Annotated in this window: 19 protein-coding genes and 1 other RNA gene; 12 read left to right on the top strand and 8 right to left on the bottom strand. The window is 52.4% G+C overall.

Features of this window, described 5'->3' with window-relative positions:
• Positions 1–3: 3 nt before the first annotated feature.
• The 7 genes from tdcC to HV318_RS10580 form a co-directional block, all read right to left on the bottom strand.
• Positions 4–1,335: a threonine/serine transporter TdcC gene (tdcC, locus tag HV318_RS10550; RefSeq protein WP_182272731.1), complete on the bottom strand. Its 1,332-nt coding sequence runs from the start codon at positions 1,333–1,335 to the stop codon at positions 4–6.
• Positions 1,336–1,344: 9 nt separating this feature from the next.
• Entirely contained in the window at positions 1,345–2,334 is a 990-nt protein-coding gene (gene tdcB, locus HV318_RS10555) for a bifunctional threonine ammonia-lyase/L-serine ammonia-lyase TdcB (RefSeq protein ID WP_182272732.1), read from the bottom strand.
• A gap of 116 nt (positions 2,335–2,450) precedes the next feature.
• On the bottom strand, positions 2,451–3,371 hold the full coding sequence (gene tdcA, locus HV318_RS10560; protein WP_182272733.1) for a transcriptional regulator TdcA: 921 nt from the start codon (positions 3,369–3,371) through the stop codon (positions 2,451–2,453).
• 418 nt (positions 3,372–3,789) lie between these two features.
• Positions 3,790–4,487 (bottom strand): IS1-like element IS1B family transposase gene (locus HV318_RS10565; protein WP_095033700.1). Its coding sequence is split into 2 segments (ribosomal slippage): positions 3,790–4,238 and positions 4,238–4,487, totalling 699 coding nucleotides; the frame shifts between segments, so codons are not numbered across the junction.
• A 50-nt stretch (positions 4,488–4,537) separates the two neighbouring features.
• Positions 4,538–5,173, bottom strand: coding sequence for a hypothetical protein (locus tag HV318_RS10570; protein ID WP_182272734.1), 636 nt, complete (start codon positions 5,171–5,173; stop codon positions 4,538–4,540).
• A 278-nt stretch (positions 5,174–5,451) separates the two neighbouring features.
• Positions 5,452–5,830: RNase P RNA component class A (gene rnpB, locus HV318_RS10575), an RNA gene on the bottom strand.
• A gap of 127 nt (positions 5,831–5,957) precedes the next feature.
• Complete coding sequence (locus HV318_RS10580) at positions 5,958–6,767, bottom strand: DeoR family transcriptional regulator (protein WP_182272735.1); 810 nt, start codon at positions 6,765–6,767, stop codon at positions 5,958–5,960.
• Positions 6,768–7,006: 239 nt separating this feature from the next.
• Here HV318_RS10580 and kbaZ point away from each other — a divergent pair, with 239 nt between their 5' ends.
• The 12 genes from kbaZ (at position 7,007) to HV318_RS10640 (ending at position 17,191) form a co-directional block, all read left to right on the top strand.
• Positions 7,007–8,314: a tagatose-bisphosphate aldolase subunit KbaZ gene (gene kbaZ / locus HV318_RS10585; RefSeq protein ID WP_182272736.1), complete on the top strand. Its 1,308-nt coding sequence runs from the start codon at positions 7,007–7,009 to the stop codon at positions 8,312–8,314.
• Positions 8,315–8,334: 20 nt separating this feature from the next.
• Positions 8,335–8,808, top strand: coding sequence for a PTS N-acetylgalactosamine transporter subunit IIB (agaV, locus tag HV318_RS10590; protein WP_182272737.1), 474 nt, complete (start codon positions 8,335–8,337; stop codon positions 8,806–8,808).
• A 10-nt stretch (positions 8,809–8,818) separates the two neighbouring features.
• Positions 8,819–9,598, top strand: a complete 780-nt coding sequence (gene agaW, locus HV318_RS10595) for a PTS N-acetylgalactosamine transporter subunit IIC (protein ID WP_182272738.1) — start codon at positions 8,819–8,821, stop codon at positions 9,596–9,598.
• A complete protein-coding gene (gene agaE, locus HV318_RS10600; RefSeq protein ID WP_182272739.1) occupies positions 9,588–10,466 on the top strand; it encodes a PTS N-acetylgalactosamine transporter subunit IID in 879 nt (292 codons plus the stop codon). Before agaW ends, agaE begins: the two co-directional genes overlap by 11 nt.
• Before the next feature lie 16 nt (positions 10,467–10,482).
• A complete protein-coding gene (gene agaF, locus HV318_RS10605) occupies positions 10,483–10,917 on the top strand; it encodes a PTS galactosamine/N-acetylgalactosamine transporter subunit IIA (protein ID WP_182272740.1) in 435 nt (144 codons plus the stop codon).
• Positions 10,914–12,047 carry an N-acetylglucosamine-6-phosphate deacetylase gene (nagA, locus tag HV318_RS10610; RefSeq protein WP_182272741.1) on the top strand — a complete coding sequence of 378 codons (1,134 nt, stop codon included), beginning with the start codon at positions 10,914–10,916 and terminating at the stop codon, positions 12,045–12,047. Before agaF ends, nagA begins: the two co-directional genes overlap by 4 nt.
• A gap of 245 nt (positions 12,048–12,292) precedes the next feature.
• Entirely contained in the window at positions 12,293–13,441 is a 1,149-nt protein-coding gene (locus HV318_RS10615; protein ID WP_182272742.1) for an SIS domain-containing protein, read from the top strand.
• Positions 13,442–13,453: 12 nt separating this feature from the next.
• The gene (kbaY, locus tag HV318_RS10620; protein WP_182272743.1) at positions 13,454–14,329 is read left to right on the top strand and encodes a tagatose-bisphosphate aldolase subunit KbaY; all 876 of its coding nucleotides are present in this window, start codon (positions 13,454–13,456) and stop codon (positions 14,327–14,329) included.
• Positions 14,330–14,367: 38 nt separating this feature from the next.
• The gene (gene agaB / locus HV318_RS10625; RefSeq protein ID WP_182272744.1) at positions 14,368–14,844 is read left to right on the top strand and encodes a PTS galactosamine transporter subunit IIB; all 477 of its coding nucleotides are present in this window, start codon (positions 14,368–14,370) and stop codon (positions 14,842–14,844) included.
• Between the two features lie 51 nt (positions 14,845–14,895).
• Entirely contained in the window at positions 14,896–15,699 is an 804-nt protein-coding gene (agaC, locus tag HV318_RS10630; RefSeq protein WP_182272745.1) for a PTS galactosamine transporter subunit IIC, read from the top strand.
• Positions 15,689–16,480 (top strand): PTS galactosamine transporter subunit IID, encoded by a 792-nt coding sequence (gene agaD, locus HV318_RS10635; RefSeq protein ID WP_182272746.1) that lies wholly within the window; start codon positions 15,689–15,691, stop codon positions 16,478–16,480. Before agaC ends, agaD begins: the two co-directional genes overlap by 11 nt.
• Positions 16,481–17,191 carry a galactosamine-6-phosphate isomerase gene (locus tag HV318_RS10640; RefSeq protein ID WP_182272747.1) on the top strand — a complete coding sequence of 237 codons (711 nt, stop codon included), beginning with the start codon at positions 16,481–16,483 and terminating at the stop codon, positions 17,189–17,191.
• Positions 17,192–17,305: 114 nt separating this feature from the next.
• Here the strand turns inward: HV318_RS10640 and rsmI are convergent, their stop codons facing one another.
• Positions 17,306–18,169: a 16S rRNA (cytidine(1402)-2'-O)-methyltransferase gene (rsmI, locus tag HV318_RS10645; RefSeq protein WP_182272748.1), complete on the bottom strand. Its 864-nt coding sequence runs from the start codon at positions 18,167–18,169 to the stop codon at positions 17,306–17,308.
• Positions 18,170–18,200 lie beyond the last annotated feature (31 nt).

The following is an 18,200-nucleotide window of genomic DNA, read 5'->3' on the forward strand; positions in this document are numbered from 1 at the left end:
GATTTAGAACAGTTTGTAAACGATATTCAGGATGGTCAGCAGGCCGACAACCGTGACGAAGATGTTCTCGGTTCTGCCTTTGTATTTCGCCAGCGCCGGAGCCTTACGGATGGCATACATCGGCAGCAGGCACAGCAGAGAAGCGATAATTGGTGCGCCCATAGCTTCGATAAGGTCGAGAATGTTCGGGTTGGCATATGCCACAACCCAGGTCGAACCCATGATGAAAATCATGCTGATGGTGTTCAGTTTGCGAAGGGAGACTTTCTTCTTATCACCCTTGTAACCAAACTTGAGGATCAAGCCGTTCAACCCTTCCAGGGTGCCCAGGTAGTGGCCGAAGAAAGATTTGAAGATAGCGACCAGCGCGATAATGGATGCACCATATTCCAGAATCGTAGCGAACGTAGATTTGGTACCCGACATCGATGCGAAGTGGTTCGCCAGGTAAGAAAGTACCGGAATGTTCTGCGCTTTGGCGTCCGCCATGTTCTGCGGAGAGAGCGTAAACAGGCAGCTAAAGGCGAAGAACATCACCACCGCCACCATCAGCATACTGGCGCGACCAATGATTTTGGAACATTTCTGCTCGGTGAACTCTTTACCAAACTCCGGCTCGTACTCTTCACGTTTAGAGACCACAAATGAGGAGACGATAGGTGAGAAGTTAAAGGAGAAGACCATGATGGAAATCCCCAGCCAGACCGTCACCAGAATGCCGTCATGGCCGGTGAAGGTGATATCGCTCAGGTTGACCTGGTCGATAACTGCGGAGTTCCAGTAAGGGATCAGCGACAGGGAAATCAGCACCAGACTGGCGATAAACGGGAACACCAGGAAGCTCATCACCTTCACCATCAGGTCTTTACCGAACCAGATGACAAAGGCCATCAGCAGCAGCAGGAACAGTGCCACAAAGCCACGGTTCAGCGCTGGCATCTGGAGCTGGTTTTCCCAGAAGGTCATGAAGGTGTTGGTAATGGTGACACCGTAAATCCACAGCAGCGGGCAAATCGCAAAGAAGTAGAGGAAGGTGATCACCACCCCACCGGTCTTACCAAAGTGCTCCTCCACCGTTTCGGTGATATTTCCGGAGACGTTGCTCCCGGACAGACACAGACGGGCCAGCGCACGGTGGCAGTAAAACGCAATTGGGAACGCGAGAAGCAGCATCAGCAGGATAGGGATCAAGCCGCCAAAGCCTGCACGAATAGGGAAGAACAGCACACCGGCACCGATTGCGGTACCAAACAGGCCGAGCGTCCAGGTGGTATCAGACTTACGCCAGGTCGACGTTTTTGTCTGGCCAACGATAATGCTTTCAGTGTTGCTCATAGGTCATCCTTATGCGTCAACGAAGCCGGTGATTTGGGAAACACGGGAGAGATCGATATTGCCGCCGGAAATAATGCTGACGGTTTTACGCCCCTGAATATAGTGGTCGAGCTTGCCGCTTAATAACGCGGCACAGGCCAGCGCACCAGCACCTTCCGTCACCACTTTATTTCGCTGAATGAGGGCAATCATGCTGTTGCGAATATCGTCTTCGCTGACCAGCACAATGTCATCGACCAATTCACGAACAATTTCGAAGGTTAAATTACCCGGGCGAGAAACATCGCAACCGTCTGCTAATGTTCCCGTCACACGGTGGGTCATGATTTCCCCGGCATAATATGATGCCGCCATGCCGTGAACGTTTTCAGACTGCACGCCGATAATATTGATGGTTGGGTTAATGGATTTAATGGCTGTCGCAATCCCGGCAATTAAACCGCCACCACCGATGGGCACAATCACGTTATCAACGTCGTACAGGTCTTCGAGAATTTCCAGACCGATAGTGCCCTGGCCTGCAATCACTTTAGGATCATCATAGGGTGGAATAAAAATGCGCCCTTCCATCTCAACGATTTCGCTCACTTTAGCGATGGTGTCATTGAAGTTCTCGCCGTGTAACACTACTTCTGCCGAGTAGTCACGGGTTGCCGCGACTTTGGATTTCGGCGCACCCATCGGCATCACTACTTTGCCGTCGATACCCAACATCGCGCAGGAGAGCGACACGCCCTGTGCGTGGTTCCCGGCCGAGCAGGCCACCACACCTTTGCGTTTTTCAGCATCGGTCAGCGAGCTTAATTTATTAAACGCACCGCGTATTTTAAAAGAGCCGGTACGCTGCATATTTTCAAATTTCAGGAATATCTCACCCTTACAACGCTCGCTGAGATAATTTGAACGCGGCATACCTGTTTTATATATTTTTCCCGCCAGTCGTTTTCTGGCATCCTGAATATCTTCAATTGTCACCGGGAGATCGTAGGTAATGTGCATAATATCCTCGTTATAATAATTCGTTTTCTTCAGGCAAAGTCAGGGTATCAGAGCATCGGTAAAATAAGCTCTGGGTGTTTTTTAAGAGATTTAACGTCAATCAGATAATTAATTAATCATCGTCGTCTTTCACTGTCGAGTGACGAATATTGTTTTGCCAGTTCAACTAATACTGACGCCGATTTTTTAATACGATAATTTTTTGACCACACCGCGGCATACCGTGCTACGGGTAATTCATCTTCAACTGGCATGACAATAAACTGGTCAGAACCGAACGGTGCAATCATGTCGCGCGGAATGACCGTCAGGTAATCGGCATTCAGGACAAGGTTATAAATGGTGACGACGGAATCGGTCTGGACGATATTTTCAATGCTGATGTGGTTGTCTTGCAGGGTGGTCAGAAGTTCTTTGTAGTAGCCCATATCGGTTTGCGGCATCACCCACTGTTCATGCGTGAGCGATGCCAATGTAGTCGATCCGGTACACGTTCGTGATTTGCTTGCCACCAGTACAAACTCGGATTCAAACAGTGGCTCAACGTGGAGATCCTGCAGCAGCATTTCATCGCTCAGCGTGCCAATGGCGAAATCCAGTCGACCATCACGAATGGCGGGCAGGAAAGAAGAGAGCTGCGCTTCATACATGGAAACTCGTGCTTTTGGGAACACTTCCTTGAATTTTTTGATCATTTCTGACAGGAAAGTGAAGCCAATCAGCGACGGATAGCCAAAGGAGACATCCATGACGGTGCTGAAACTGAGGCTGTTAATTTCGCTCACCATGTTTTTCATTTCACGGGTGATCGACTCAGAGTATGACAGCAGAACCTGGCCTGCCGCGGTCAGTTTTACGCCGGTGTTTTTCCGCACCATGACTTCAACGCCGAAGTAAGATTCGATATCGCTGATAATTTTGCTGACCGCGGGTTGCGTCAACCCCAGTTGTCTTGCAGCAGAACCTATGGAGCCACTTTTAATGACTTCCTGAAATACAACAAGGTGCTGTGTTTTCGGTAGAATAATAGTGTTCATAATATTCTGCGTATATTTCCCTATGACGGGGTGGATTCTACTCAATATTGTTTCTGGGGGTATGTGCTGTTACTCACAATTTGCCTTTTCGCATCATTACCCATCGTCAAAAAACACAATAAAAAACATAAAAATCAACAATATAAACATTATCGAATACATTGTTTGGATGACATTTATCAACAAAAATAGCAGTAATAAATTTATTTTATGGCGATAACCACGATGAATCTTTCACACTTTAAAATATCAATTAAGACTATCTTTCAGGCAATTAAAGGCTAATAAATAATCACCGCGCAATTAAAATAATTTTATGTTTTATCAAATAAATTGACAACGCGTTTACTGACCGGGTCTAAATAGTAGGATACATCACACATTCACTGGGGAAATGTTTTTGGGTAATGACTCCAACTTATTGATAGTGTTTTATGTTCAGATAATGCCCGATGACTTTGTCATGCAGCTCCACCGATTTTGAGAACGACAGCGACTTCCGTCCCAGCCGTGCCAGGTGCTGCCTCAGATTCAGGTTATGCCGCTCAATTCGCTGCGTATATCGCTTGCTGATTACGTGCAGCTTTCCCTTCAGGCGGGATTCATACAGCGGCCAGCCATCCGTCATCCATATCACCACGTCAAAGGGTGACAGCAGGCTCATAAGACGCCCCAGCGTCGCCATAGTGCGTTCACCGAATACGTGCGCAACAACCGTCTTCCGGAGCCTGTCATACGCGTAAAACAGCCAGCGCTGGCGCGATTTAGCCCCGACGTATCCCCACTGTTCGTCCATTTCCGCGCAGACGATGACGTCACTGCCCGGCTGTATGCGCGAGGTTACCGACTGCGGCCTGAGTTTTTTAAATGGCGGAAAATCGTGTTGAGGCCAACGCCCATAATGCGGGCGGTTGCCCGGCATCCAACGCCATTCATGGCCATATCAATGATTTTCTGGTGCGTACCGGGTTGAGAAGCGGTGTAAGTGAACTGCAGTTGCCATGTTTTACGGCAGTGAGAGCAGAGATAGCGCTGATGTCCGGCAGTGCTTTTGCCGTTACGCACCACCCCGTCAGTAGCTGAACAGGAGGGACAGCTGATAGAAACAGAAGCCACTGGAGCACCTCAAAAACACCATCATACACTAAATCAGTAAGTTGGCAGCATCACCTAGGAAGCCCCGCCACCACCTCAAGCAAATTTTTAATATCACGCCGGGTGATAGCCGTAACCTGAGTTTCAGCACCAAGAACGGCCTCAATCACTTCAAAATATTTTTCATTGCCCTGTCGAATCTTAGGTTCCCAGTCTGACTTAAACTCAAGAAACCCTTTCCAGGCCTCAGCTAATGTTAATGTGCTCTGACTGACACTTTCAGAAACGGCAATCTGTACGGATCTGGGTACAGGAGCATTTTGTTTTATGTTCGATACAATCTGTGAGTAACGAGTAAGATCTTTTCGTAAAAATGCAGAGTGAGCTTCTTGGGACTGATGCAAAAGCACGGCGTAATTTGCAGCGGCGGACGCGATTTCTTTTTCCATCCCTTGGATGTCACTTTCCGATGACAGCGCCCGTCTAAAGTAGTTTTCCGCTCCTGACTCATCACCGCTGAAAAGTGCATCCTGAAAATGTTCCTGGAAGAAGGAGGAACACGCTTCTCTGAACTCTATCGGCGTAGGTTCTTCATTGTTTAATCGTTCTGCACGTGCTTCGCCGGGAATATCTTCCACATACTGCAAGATCTCGGCGTTCATACCCGCTACGAATAAATCAATGTCCTGCGCCGTTAGTTTTTTCATCGTTTTTATTATCTTGAGAAGTTGTCCGCGCCCTATCCTACCAAGTCTGAAGAGCGATATGTACGGGCTAAGGCGAGAAATGATAAACCGGCAGCGGCGAGGGCTATCAGTCCCCAAAGAACAACGAAAAAACTGACGTTCAGTAAAGCGAAAGTAGACATAGTAAATGTCGTTGCGGCGGAGTGTATGGGGGATGGTGCAATCGTTGGTGTATCCCATTATGTATCTCATTTCTGCTTCTGAGCGCCTGAGATACACCAACGTATTGTTTTGGAATGAGTTGAAGCTGACCGATAAGCCGGGTTCTGTCGTGGACAGTCATTCATCTAGGCCAGCAATCGCTCACTGGCTCAAGCAGCCTACCCGGGTTCAGTACGGGCCGTACCATGTGAACCCCTATTTGGCCTTGCTCCGGGTGGAGTTTACCGTGCCACGGACTGTTACCAGCCGCGCGGTGCGCTCTTACCGCACCCTTTCACCCTTACCTGATCCTGCTTGCGCAGGCCATCGGCGGTTTGCTCTCTGTTGCACTGGTCGTGGGTTTCCCCCCCAGGCGTTACCTGGCACCCTGCCCTATGGAGCCCGGACTTTCCTCCCCTCCGCCCGTCTCCCCCCGAAAGGGGACGACGACGAAGCGGCGACTGTCTGGTCAGCTTCGGCGCGAAGTATAGAGGGTTTAGCCGCCGCTGTCACCTTTGCGTGTATATCCCTGTCTTCACTATCGTCTGAGCGCCACTGATGGCAGGAAGACTTTCTTTACCAGATTCCTGGGGCGAGCCAAAAATCATCCCTTCACCAGCACCACCTCAACGCCACTTTTCCGCAATCCTTCCAGGCTCTCCGCCGGGATCCCTTCATCGACAATAATCATATCAATCCGTTGCGTATCAATAATCTTATGCAGACTGGAGCGGTTAAATTTGCTGGAATCGGTCACGACGATGATCCGCTCTGCTACCTCGCACATCTTGCGATTCAGCCGGGCTTCATCCTCATTGTGTGTGCTCACACCACGATCGAGATCGATAGCGTCGACACCCAGGAACAGCAGGTCAAAGTGGTAATTCTGTAATGACTGCTCGGCCTGATCGCCATAGAAAGATTGCGACTGGCGGCGCAAATGCCCGCCGGTCATCAGCAACTCAACCCCTTCAGCTTCCAGCAAGGCGTTCGCCACGTTCATCCCGTTGGTCATGGCAATCACATCCGTATGCTGACGAAGCATACGGGCGATTTCAAACGTCGTGGTGCCGGAGTCCAGAATGATGCGATGCCCAGGCTTCACCAGCCCGGCAGCCACCTGCGCGATGCTGCGCTTTACCGCCGTATTCAGCGAGCTTTTGTCTTCCACGGAAGGCTCCGCACCTGGCACATTGCCTTCACAAATCAGCGCGCCACCATAAGCGCGTACGGCAATGCCTTGTTTCTCAAGAAACGCCAGGTCATTGCGGATAGTCACCGTCGACACGCCGTATAAATGCGAAAGATCGTTAACCTGTACACTTCCCTGCGCCCGCAACCGCTGAATGATTTGTTCTCGCCTTTCACTGGTGCCGACGATGCGCTTTTCTGCGGAAGAATCGGTGCTGCTCATAGGAGTTCCTTAATCAATAAACTTTCGTTTCATTTCGTTTTACTTATTAAGGCCTTTCTTTTACGGGAATGCAAGCCCTGTCAGGCCATCATAAGCCGCTTCTCCCGGCGCTGAAACCTTTCATTATGTTTCTTTTGTGAAACAGATCGGAAAACTATTATCTTTCGTTTTATTTTTACAACACCATAATGCAGTATCAAATGAAACAAAACGAAAGATGAATACCATCACCATCCGAAATGGAGAGGAAAGTGAAACATCTGACAGAAATGGTGGAACAACATAAACGGGGGAATTCAAACGGGATTTATGCCGTCTGTTCCGCACATCCGTTGGTACTTGAAGCTGCAATTCGTTACGCCCATTCGCATCATACGCCGCTGTTGATTGAAGCCACCTCTAACCAGGTGGATCAGTTCGGGGGTTATACCGGCATGACACCCGCCGATTTCCATGGGTTTGTCTGCCAGCTGGCGGAGTCACTCAGTTTCCCGACATCACAGCTGATCTTCGGCGGGGATCATCTTGGCCCAAACCGCTGGCAAAACCTGCCTGCGCTTCAGGCGATGGCAAATGCCGACGATCTGATCAAAAGCTATGTCGCAGCCGGATTCAAAAAGATCCACCTCGACTGCAGCATGTCCTGTGAGGACGATCCGGTTCCCTTAACCGACGCTATCGTCGCCGAACGTGCAGCACGTCTGGCAAAAATTGCCGAAGCAACCTGCCGCGAACAGTTTGGTGTCTCTGACCTGGTCTATGTTATCGGCACTGAGGTTCCTGTGCCGGGCGGCGCACATGAGACGCTGACCGAACTCGACGTCACCACACCTGAAGCTGCGCGTGCCACACTTGAGGCGCACCGCCACGCGTTTGAAAAGGAAGGCTTAAACGACATCTGGCCGCGCATTATTGGCCTGGTGGTTCAGCCCGGCGTGGAGTTCGACCACGCACACATCTGCGACTATCAGCCACACAAAGCCGTCGCGCTGAGTGACATGGTTGAAGCATACGACACGCTGGTGTTTGAAGCGCACTCCACCGATTACCAGACGCCGCAGGCGTTGCGCCAACTGGTGAAAGATCACTTTGCGATCCTGAAAGTTGGCCCGGCGCTCACCTTCGCCCTGCGCGAAGCACTGTTCTCTCTGGCTGCTATTGAAGAGGAACTGTTGCCGGCTAAAGCCAGCTCTGGCCTGCGTCACGTGCTGGAAAACGTGATGCTCGATCGCCCGGAATACTGGCAGAGCCACTATCACGGTGACGGTAATGCGCGACGCCTGGCGCGTGGCTATAGCTACTCTGACCGCGTGCGTTATTACTGGCCAGACAACCAGATTGACAATGCCTTCGAGCGACTGGTGCGCAACCTGGCAGATGACCCTGTTCCGCTGCCGCTGATCAGCCAGTACCTCCCGCTGCAATACAGCAAAGTTCGCGAGGGTGCTCTCAAGTCAACACCGCGGGAACTCATCATCGACCACATTCAGGACATACTCCAGCAGTACCACACCGCCTGCGAAGGCGTAACGACTCAACACGTATAATTAAAAAAGAGGAAAACGCTATGCCAAACATTGTCTTATGCCGCATTGATGAACGTTTAATTCACGGTCAGGTAGGTGTGCAGTGGGTTGGATTCGCCGGGGCGAACCTGGTTCTGGTGGCGAATGACGAGGTTGCAGAAGATCCGGTTCAACAAAACCTGATGGAAATGGTGCTCGCGGAAGGGATCGCCGTGCGCTTCTGGTCGTTACAAAAAGTGATCGACAACATTCACCGCGCTGCCGATCGCCAGAAAATTCTGCTGGTCTGTAAATCGCCCACAGACTTTTTGACGCTGGTTGAGGGCGGTGTGCCCATCACCCGTATCAACGTAGGAAATATGCATTATGCCAACGGCAAACAACAAATTGCCAAAACGGTCTCTGTAGACGCGAACGATATCACTGCGTTCAACGGCCTGAAAACCGCCGGGGTGGAATGCTTCGTTCAGGGCGTTCCGACAGAGGCTGCTTTGGATCTCTTTAAACTGCTCTGAGGGATTCACAATGGAAATTAGTCTGTTGCAGGCCTTTGCGCTGGGCATTCTCGCCTTTATCGCCGGCCTGGATATGTTTAACGGCTTAACACATATGCACCGCCCGGTGGTACTTGGGCCACTGGTCGGCCTGATCCTGGGCGATCTGCACACCGGTATTCTGACTGGCGGTACGTTAGAACTGGTCTGGATGGGACTGGCTCCTCTGGCTGGCGCGCAACCACCAAACGTAATTATCGGTACCATCGTGGGTACCGCGTTTGCCATCAGCACAGGAGTGAAGCCAGATGTTGCCGTTGGCGTCGCCGTTCCGTTTGCTGTTGCCGTTCAGATGGGGATCACTTTCCTGTTCTCGGTGATGTCCGGCGTAATGTCCCGCTGCGATCGTATGGCGGCCAATGCCGACACTCGCGGTATTGAACGGGTCAACTATCTGGCACTGCTGGCGCTCGGCGTCTTCTATTTCCTGTGCGCTTTCCTGCCGATCTACTTTGGTGCTGAACACGCGAAAACCGCCATTGATGTTCTGCCGGAACGTCTGATTGACGGCCTCGGCGTCGCGGGCGGCATCATGCCAGCTATCGGCTTTGCTGTGTTGCTGAAGATCATGATGAAAAACGTCTACATCCCGTACTTCATTATCGGTTTTGTGGCTGCAGCCTGGCTCAAACTTCCGGTGCTGGCCATTGCGGCGGCTGCCCTGGCGATGGCCCTGATCGACCTGCTGCGTAAATCTCCTGAACCGACGGCTCCTTCAGCCCAGAAAGAGGAATTCGAAGATGGCATCTAATCAAACCACTCTGCCGGGTATTTCTGAAAGCGAAGAGACCCTGCTCACCGGCGTCAATGAAAACGTCTACGAAGACCAAACCATCGGTGCCGAGCTGACGAAAAAAGATATTAACCGCGTCGCCTGGCGCTCTATGCTGCTGCAGGCATCGTTCAACTACGAACGTATGCAGGCGTCCGGCTGGTTGTATGGTCTGTTGCCTGCGCTGAAAAAGATCCACACCAACAAGCGGGATCTGGCACGCGCCATGAAAGGTCACATGGGCTTCTTCAACACCCACCCATTCCTCGTGACCTTTGTTATCGGCATCATTCTGGCAATGGAGCGCTCCAAGCAGGATGTGAACAGCATTCAGAGCACCAAAATTGCCGTAGGCGCACCACTCGGTGGTATCGGTGACGCGATGTTCTGGCTGACCTTACTTCCCATTTGCGGTGGTATTGGTGCCAGTCTGGCATTGCAAGGCTCCATTCTTGGCGCGGTGGTCTTTATCGTGCTGTTTAACGTGGTGCATCTCGGCCTGCGTTTTGGCCTGGCGCACTACGCTTACAGAATGGGCGTAGCAGCGATTCCGCTGATCAAAGCCAACACCAAAAAGGTCGGTCATGCGGCCTCCATCGTCGGGATGACGGTAATTGGCGCACTGGTGGCAACTTATGTACGCCTGAACACTACGCTCGAAATCAAGGCGGGTGATGCGGTCGTTAAACTGCAAACCGACGTCATCGACAAGCTCATGCCCGCCTTCCTGCCGCTGGTCTATACCCTGACCATGTTCTGGCTGGTACGCCGTGGCTGGAGCCCGCTGCGCCTGATTGGCATCACCGTGGTACTGGGTGTTGTGGGTAAGTTCTGTCACTTCCTGTAAAAGCAAAGAGGTTGCGATGTTAGGCATTATTTTGACGGGTCACGGCGGTTTTGCCAGTGGGCTTGAGCAGGCGATGAAGCAAATCCTCGGCGAACAACCGCAGTTTATCGCCATCGATTTTCCGGAAACGTCCACCACCGCGCGGTTGACCGCCCAGCTCGAACAGGCGATGAGCGAGCTGGACGAGCAGCACGATATTGTGTTTCTCACCGATCTGCTGGGCGGCACACCGTTCCGCGTGGCTTCAACGCTCGCGATGCAAAAACCGGGCAGTGAAGTGATAACCGGTACTAACCTGCAGTTATTGCTGGAGATGGTACTGGATCGCGATGGGTTAAGCAGCGAAGCGTTTCGACTGCAGGCGCTGGAGTGCGGGCATCGTGGCCTGACGAGCCTGGTGGATGAACTGGGACGCTGTCACGAGGAAGCACCGGCTGAGGAAGGGATATGAGCCAGCTGCTGCGCGCGCGCCGTGTTCTCACAAAACAGGGCTGGTTGAACGACCACCAGCTCTGCATGGCGCACGGGGTGATCACGGCAATTGACCCCATCCCAGCGGGCGTTACCGCTCGTGATGCCGAACTGCTTTGCCCGGCATATATTGATACCCACGTGCATGGCGGTGCGGGCGTGGATGTCATGGATGATGCACCAGATGTGCTGGATACGTTAGCCCTGCATAAAGCGCGTGAAGGGGTGGGTGCATTTTTGCCCACCACCGTCACCGCGCCGCTTGAGGCTATCCACGGGGCACTCAGGCGAATCGCCCGGCGCTGTCAAAACGGTGGCCCCGGGGCACAAATTCTGGGTAGTTATCTGGAAGGTCCGTACTTTACGCCGCAGAACAAAGGGGCGCATCCGCCGGAACTGTTCCGGGAGCTGGATATCGCTGAGCTGGACGCGCTCATTGCTGTCTCACAAAACACCCTGAGCGTGGTGGCGCTTGCTCCAGAAAAACCCGGCGCATTAGAGGCAATTCGTCACCTGAAACAACGGGGTGTACGCGTTATGCTGGGCCACAGTGCCGCCACCTACGATCAAACCCTCTCTGCGTTTGATGCGGGCGCAGATGGACTGGTGCACTGTTATAACGGCATGACGGGGTTGCATCACAGGGAACCAGGCATGGTGGGCGCAGGGCTGACTGACCCGCGGGCATGGCTGGAGCTGATTGCTGACGGGCATCACGTCCACCCGGGTGCCATGCGGCTGTGCAGCTGCTGCGCGAAGGATCGTATGGTACTGATTACCGATGCTATGCAGGCTGCAGGAATGCCGGACGGGCGCTATACGCTGTGTGGTGAAGAGGTCACCATGCAAAGCGGTGTTGTCCGTACCGCCTCCGGTGGCCTGGCGGGCAGCACGCTGTCGCTGGATGCCGCAGTGCGTAACATGGTGGAGCATGCACGGGTAACGGCAGAGGACGCTATTCATATGGCTTCGCTGCACCCTGCCCGCCTGCTGGGTATTGATAACCAGCTCGGATCGTTAGCGCCGGGCAAACACGCAAATATTATCTCGCTGGACGCTGGGTTACACCTCCAGCAGATCTGGATCCAGGGCCAGGCTCTCCCCCTATAGCCCTTTCATTGTATGTCCTGTTGGCCTTACGACGTGCGATCGTAAGGCCTTTTTTTCCTTTCCTTAAATCTTTCCTTTTCTTTGTCGATCACACTTTTCGTTTTATTTCTTTTCTTTCATTGAAGTTTCGATTTCTTTTCTATAGATTTTATTTAACTTCTTAAGTGAACAAGTGAAACGAAACGAAAGATAGCGACACGTTTGCCAGCGTCTGATGTGGAATTCACATGACTAAGGACTGAGTTATGCCAGAAACAAACACCCCCGCTACAACCGGCACATGGACCGAAGAAGAGATCCGCCAACAACCCACTTGCTGGATCCGCTCGCTCAATAACATTGATAGCCTGCGTTCCTCGATCGACAATTTCCTGATGCCGTTGCTGCGCAAGCACGATCTTAAGATCGTGCTGACTGGCGCGGGCACATCCGCGTTTATCGGTGACATCATTGCTCCCTGGCTCGCCAGCCACACCGGGAAAAGCATCACTGCCGTACCGACAACCGACCTGGTCACTAATCCAATGGATTATCTCAGCGCCGCGCATCCTCTGTTGTTGGTCTCTTTTGCTCGCTCCGGCAATAGTCCGGAAAGCGTGGCCGCCGTTGAACTGACGAATCAGTTTGTGCCGGAGTGCTACCACCTGTCGATAACCTGCAATGAGGCGGGAAGTTTGTACCAGAACGCGGTCGACAGCGATAACGCTTTTGCCCTGCTGATGCCTGCCGAAACCCACGATCGCGGGTTCGCCATGACCAGCAGCATTACCACCATGATGGCGAGCTGCCTGGCGGTATTCGCGCCAGAAACAATCAACAGCCAAACCTTCCGCGACGTCGCCGATCGCTGTCAGGCGATCCTGTCCTCGCTCGGTGATTTCAGCCACGGCGTCTTTGGCAACGACTCCTGGAAACGGATCGTTTATCTGGGAAGTGGTGGTCTGCAGGGTGCAGCGCGTGAATCGGCGCTGAAAGTGCTGGAACTGACCGCAGGCAAACTGGCGGCCTTTTATGACTCACCTACCGGTTTCCGTCACGGGCCTAAATCACTTGTAGATAACGAAACGCTGGTGGTGGTGTTTGTCTCCAGCCATCCGTATACGCGTCAGTACGATCTCGATCTACTGGCGGAACTGCGCCGCGACCGCCAGGCCATGCGCGTGGTGGCTATCGCTGCTGAAAATGATCCGGTCATTGAAGCTGGCCCGCATATCCTGTTGCCACCTTCCCGCCCGTTTATCGATATGGAGCAGGCGTTCTGCTTCCTGATGTACGCCCAGGTCTTTGCGCTCACGCAGTCGCTTAACGTAGGCAATACGCCAGATACACCATCGGCGAGCGGCACGGTTAACCGTGTTGTGCAGGGCGTGGTTATTCATCCGTGGCAGCTTTAAGAGGATCGCATCATGAGCATTATCTCAACGAAATACCTTCTGCAGGACGCTCAGGCAAAAGGCTATGCCGTTCCGGCATTCAACATCCATAACGCTGAGACGATCCAGGCGATCCTCGAAGTGTGCAGTGAAATGCGATCGCCGGTGATCCTCGCGGGCACGCCGGGCACCTTTAAGCACATTGCGCTGGAAGAGATTTACGCCCTGTGCAGCGCTTACTCCCTCACTTACGACATGCCGCTGGCGCTGCATCTCGATCACCATGAATCGCTGGATGATATTCGTCGCAAAGTCCACGCCGGTGTGCGCAGCGCAATGATTGACGGCAGCCATTATCCGTTTGAGCAAAACGTGAAGCTGGTGAAATCGGTGGTCGATTTCTGCCACCTCAACGACTGTAGCGTCGAGGCCGAACTGGGCCGTCTGGGGGGTGTGGAAGATGACATGAGCGTCGATGCGGAAAGCGCCTTTCTGACCGACCCGCAGGAAGCGAAACGCTTCGTTGGACTGACCGGCGTCGACAGCCTTGCCGTTGCTATTGGTACCGCGCACGGTCTCTATACCAAACGTCCGAAAATAGACTTCCAGCGGCTGGCCGAGATCCGTGAAGTGGTGAGTGTACCGCTGGTACTGCACGGCGCAAGCGATGTGCCGGATGACTACGTTCGCCGCACTATCGAACTGGGCGTTTGCAAAGTCAACGTGGCAACCGAGCTGAAGATTGCCTTCTCAGACGCGGTTAAAGCCTGGTTTGCCGACAATCCACAGGGCAACGATCCGCGCTTCTACATGCGGGTCGGCATGGATGCCATGAAAGAGGTGGTCAGAAGCAAGATTATGGTTTGTGGCTCGGCAGATAAATTAACGCTGAACCCTGCGACGGTATAAATGTGTAAACACCAGACAATGCCTTAAGGAGCAGAAATATGAGCACACCAAACATTTTGTTAACCCGCATCGACAACCGCCTTGTGCATGGCCAGGTCGGTGTGACCTGGACATCCACTATTGGCGCGAATTTGTTGATAGTCGTTGATGACGAGGTGGCAAAAGACGATATCCAGCAAAAGTTAATGGGAATAACGGCGGAGACTTATGGGTTTGGCATCCGGTTTTTCTCTGTTGAAAAAACCACAGCCATTATCGCGAAAGCCGCACCGCATCAGAAAATTTTCCTGATATGCCGGACACCTGAAACCGTGAAGAAATTGATTGAAGGCGGCGTGCCGCTGAAAGACGTCAACGTAGGAAATATGCATTTCTCTGAGGGTAAGAAACAGATCAGCAGCAAGGTTTATGTCGACGATAACGATCTGAGCAATCTTCGTTTCATTAAACGAAGTGGCGTAAACCTCTTTATTCAGGACGTGCCTGGTGATGCAAAAGAAGGCATTCCTGACTAATTTCGCTGTCTCGACATTCTAAAAAGCGGGTCACGATTACGAGGCAATAAAATGCATGAAATAACATTAGTTCAGGGTTTATCTCTGGCAGCATTAGTCTTCATTTTGGGAATCGATTTTTGGCTGGAAGCACTTTTTCTTTTTCGTCCTATCATCGTCTGTACGCTTACGGGAGCGATACTGGGCGATATCCATATTGGCTTGATCACCGGCGGGCTGACCGAATTGGCGTTTGCCGGGCTAACACCGGCCGGTGGCGTGCAGCCCCCTAACCCCATTATGGCGGGGGTGATGACCACCGTTATCGCCTGGTCAACCGGGGTTGATGCGAAAACGGCCATCGGGCTTGGCCTGCCGTTTAGCCTGCTGATGCAGTACGTCATCCTGTTCTTCTACTCGGCATTTTCTCTGTTTATGTCCAAAGCGGACAACTGTGCGGAAGAGGCTAACACTGCGGCATTTGCACGTCTCAACTGGACAACAATGCTTATCGTCGCCAGCACTTACGCCATTATCGCTTTTCTTTGTACCTACCTGGCACAGGGTGCAATGCAGGCGCTGGTAAAAGCGATGCCCGGCTGGCTCACGCATGGCTTCGAAGTCGCGGGGGGTATTTTGCCTGCCGTGGGCTTTGGCTTACTGCTTCGCGTGATGTTTAAGGCACAGTACATCCCTTATCTGATCGCTGGCTTTCTGTTTGTCTGTTACATCCAGGTCAGCAACTTGCTGCCTGTCGCCGTATTGGGTGCCGGGTTCGCGGTGTATGAATTCTTTAACGCCAAAGCCAGAAGCGCCGCCCAGCCTCCCGCTTCGAGCGTAAAAAACGATGAAGAGGACTACAGCAATGGGATCTGAAATCAGTAAAAAAGACATCACTCGCCTGGGATTCCGCTCCTCTTTGCTCCAGGCCAGCTTTAACTACGAACGTATGCAGGCAGGCGGGTTTACCTGGGCCATGCTGCCAGTGCTTAAGAAGATCTATAAAGACGATAAAGACGGCCTGAGTGCCGCGATGAAAGATCATCTGGAATTTATCAACACGCACCCAAACCTGGTCGGCTTCTTGATGGGCTTGCTGATATCAATGGAAGAGAAAGGCGAAAACCGCAGCACGATCAAAGGGCTGAAAGTGGCTCTCTTCGGGCCCATTGCCGGGATTGGGGATGCAATTTTTTGGTTTACGCTGCTGCCGATTATGGCCGGGATCTGCTCGTCCTTCGCCAGCCAGGGAAATTTACTGGGACCGATCCTCTTCTTCGCTGTTTATCTCGCGATTTTCTTCCTGCGCGTCGGCTGGACACACGTAGGGTATTCCGTAGGGATCAAGGCGATCGATAAGGTGCGGGAAAATTCGCAGATGATTGCCCGCTCGGCAACCATACTGGGGATTACGGTGATTGGTGGGCTAATCGCCTCGTACGTCCATATCAATGTAGTGACGACGTTCGCCATCGACAGTACCCATAATGTTGCACTCCAGCAGGATTTCTTCGACAAAGTGTTCCCCAATATTTTGCCAATGGGGTACACACTGCTGATGTATTACCTGCTGCGCGTGAAGAAAGCGCATCCTGTGCTGTTGATTGCAATTACCTTTATGCTGGCCATTGTCGGCTCTGCCTTCGGAGTTCTTTAAATGAGTGCGATCGCTTTTCAGGACTATCCTGACTACGAAAGCCTGAGCGAAGCGGCCAGCGAGCATTTGCTGACCCTGGTTCAGTGCAAGCCCGATGCGGTGATTTGCGTGGCAACGGGAGCAACCCCTCTGCTGACCTACCAACGTTTCGTCGACAAAGTAAAAGCATACGGGATCGATATCAGCGGAGTGACCTTTGTGAAGCTGGATGAGTGGGTAGGACTGGCACCTGATAATCCTGCAACCTGCGAGGTCTTCCTGCAGCAACATCTACTTAAGCCACTCGGCGTTGCTCCTGAGCGCTACATTGCATTTGCCTCTGACAAAGCGGATCAACATGAGTGTAACCGTGTAACCAGAGACATCGCGGCGCGCGGTGGTCTGGATCTCTGCGTGTTAGGCATTGGCAAAAACGGGCATCTGGGGCTAAACGAACCGGATGACTGGCTGGAGCCAGGTTGCCATATTACCTCTCTCGACGAACGTACGCGGATGCATGATATGCTCAGAGCGGCAGGCACATCGGTAGAACAAGGCATCACGCTAGGCTTGCAGGATATGCTGGCAGCAAAGGACGTTTTGTTGCTAGTGGCCGGAGAAGGTAAACAACAAGCGTTTTCGGCAATGAAAGAAGGGAAAGTGTCAACGAAAGTACCGGCGTCCTTCCTTTGGCTACACCCGAAAACGTCTTGTCTTTATTGCACGATGTAAGATGCAGAGAGTATCAGGCAGGTCAGCATGATCTGCCTGCCTTTTCTTTTCCGACTGTTTTTGATTTGCCGGATAAGGCGCAACCACCACCCGGTAAAACAAACGCGCCAGGTTTTACTCCCCCTGCTGCTCCAGCGCATACTTATACAGCGCATTCTTCTTCACGCCGTGGATCTCCGCCGCCAGCGCCGCAGCTTTCTTCAGCGGCAGTTCCGCCTGCAGCAACGTCAGGGTACGTAGCGCATCAGCAGGGAGCGCATCTTCTTCCGCTTTATGCCCCTCAACAATCAGCACCATTTCGCCTTTGCGGCGGTTTTCATCTTCCTTCACCCATGCCAGCAGTTCACCCACTGGCGCGCCGTGGATGGTTTCCCAGGTTTTCGTCAGCTCACGAGCCAGCACCACATAGCGGGCCTCACCCCAGACGGTAACCATATCTTCCAGGCTTTCCAGCAGGCGGTGAGTGGATTCGTAGAAAATCAGCGTACGCGGTTCCGCTTCCAGATCTTTTAATACATCACGACGGCCTTTAGATTTGGCAGGCAGGAAGCCTTCATAGCAGAAGCGATCGGACGGCAGACCCGCCGCGCTTAATGCCGCAATGGCAGCACACGGCCCCGGCAGAGGCACCACTCGGATCCCCGCTTCGCGGCAGGTACGCACCAGATGGTAGCCAGGGTCGTTAATCAACGGCGTCCCCGCGTCGGATACCAGCGCAATGTTCTGCCCTTCTTTCAGCTTCGCCACCAGCGTTTCCGCTTTTTGTTGCTCATTGTGATCGTGCAGGGCAAACAAACGGGCGTTGATCGCGAAGTGTTGCAGCAGTAAACCGGTATGACGGGTATCTTCAGCTGCAATCAAATCAACAGCTTGCAACACAGTGAGCGCACGTTGGGTAATATCAGACAAATTCCCGATAGGAGTAGGTACAATATAAAGCTGGCCTTGAGAATTATCTGCCGTTTCGTGTTGTTTCATTGTTTAGTCCGTATTACCGATTTAATATTGA

This window comes from Enterobacter sp. RHBSTW-00901 (assembly GCF_014103115.1).
GTDB lineage: Bacteria > Pseudomonadota > Gammaproteobacteria > Enterobacterales > Enterobacteriaceae > Enterobacter > Enterobacter cloacae_P.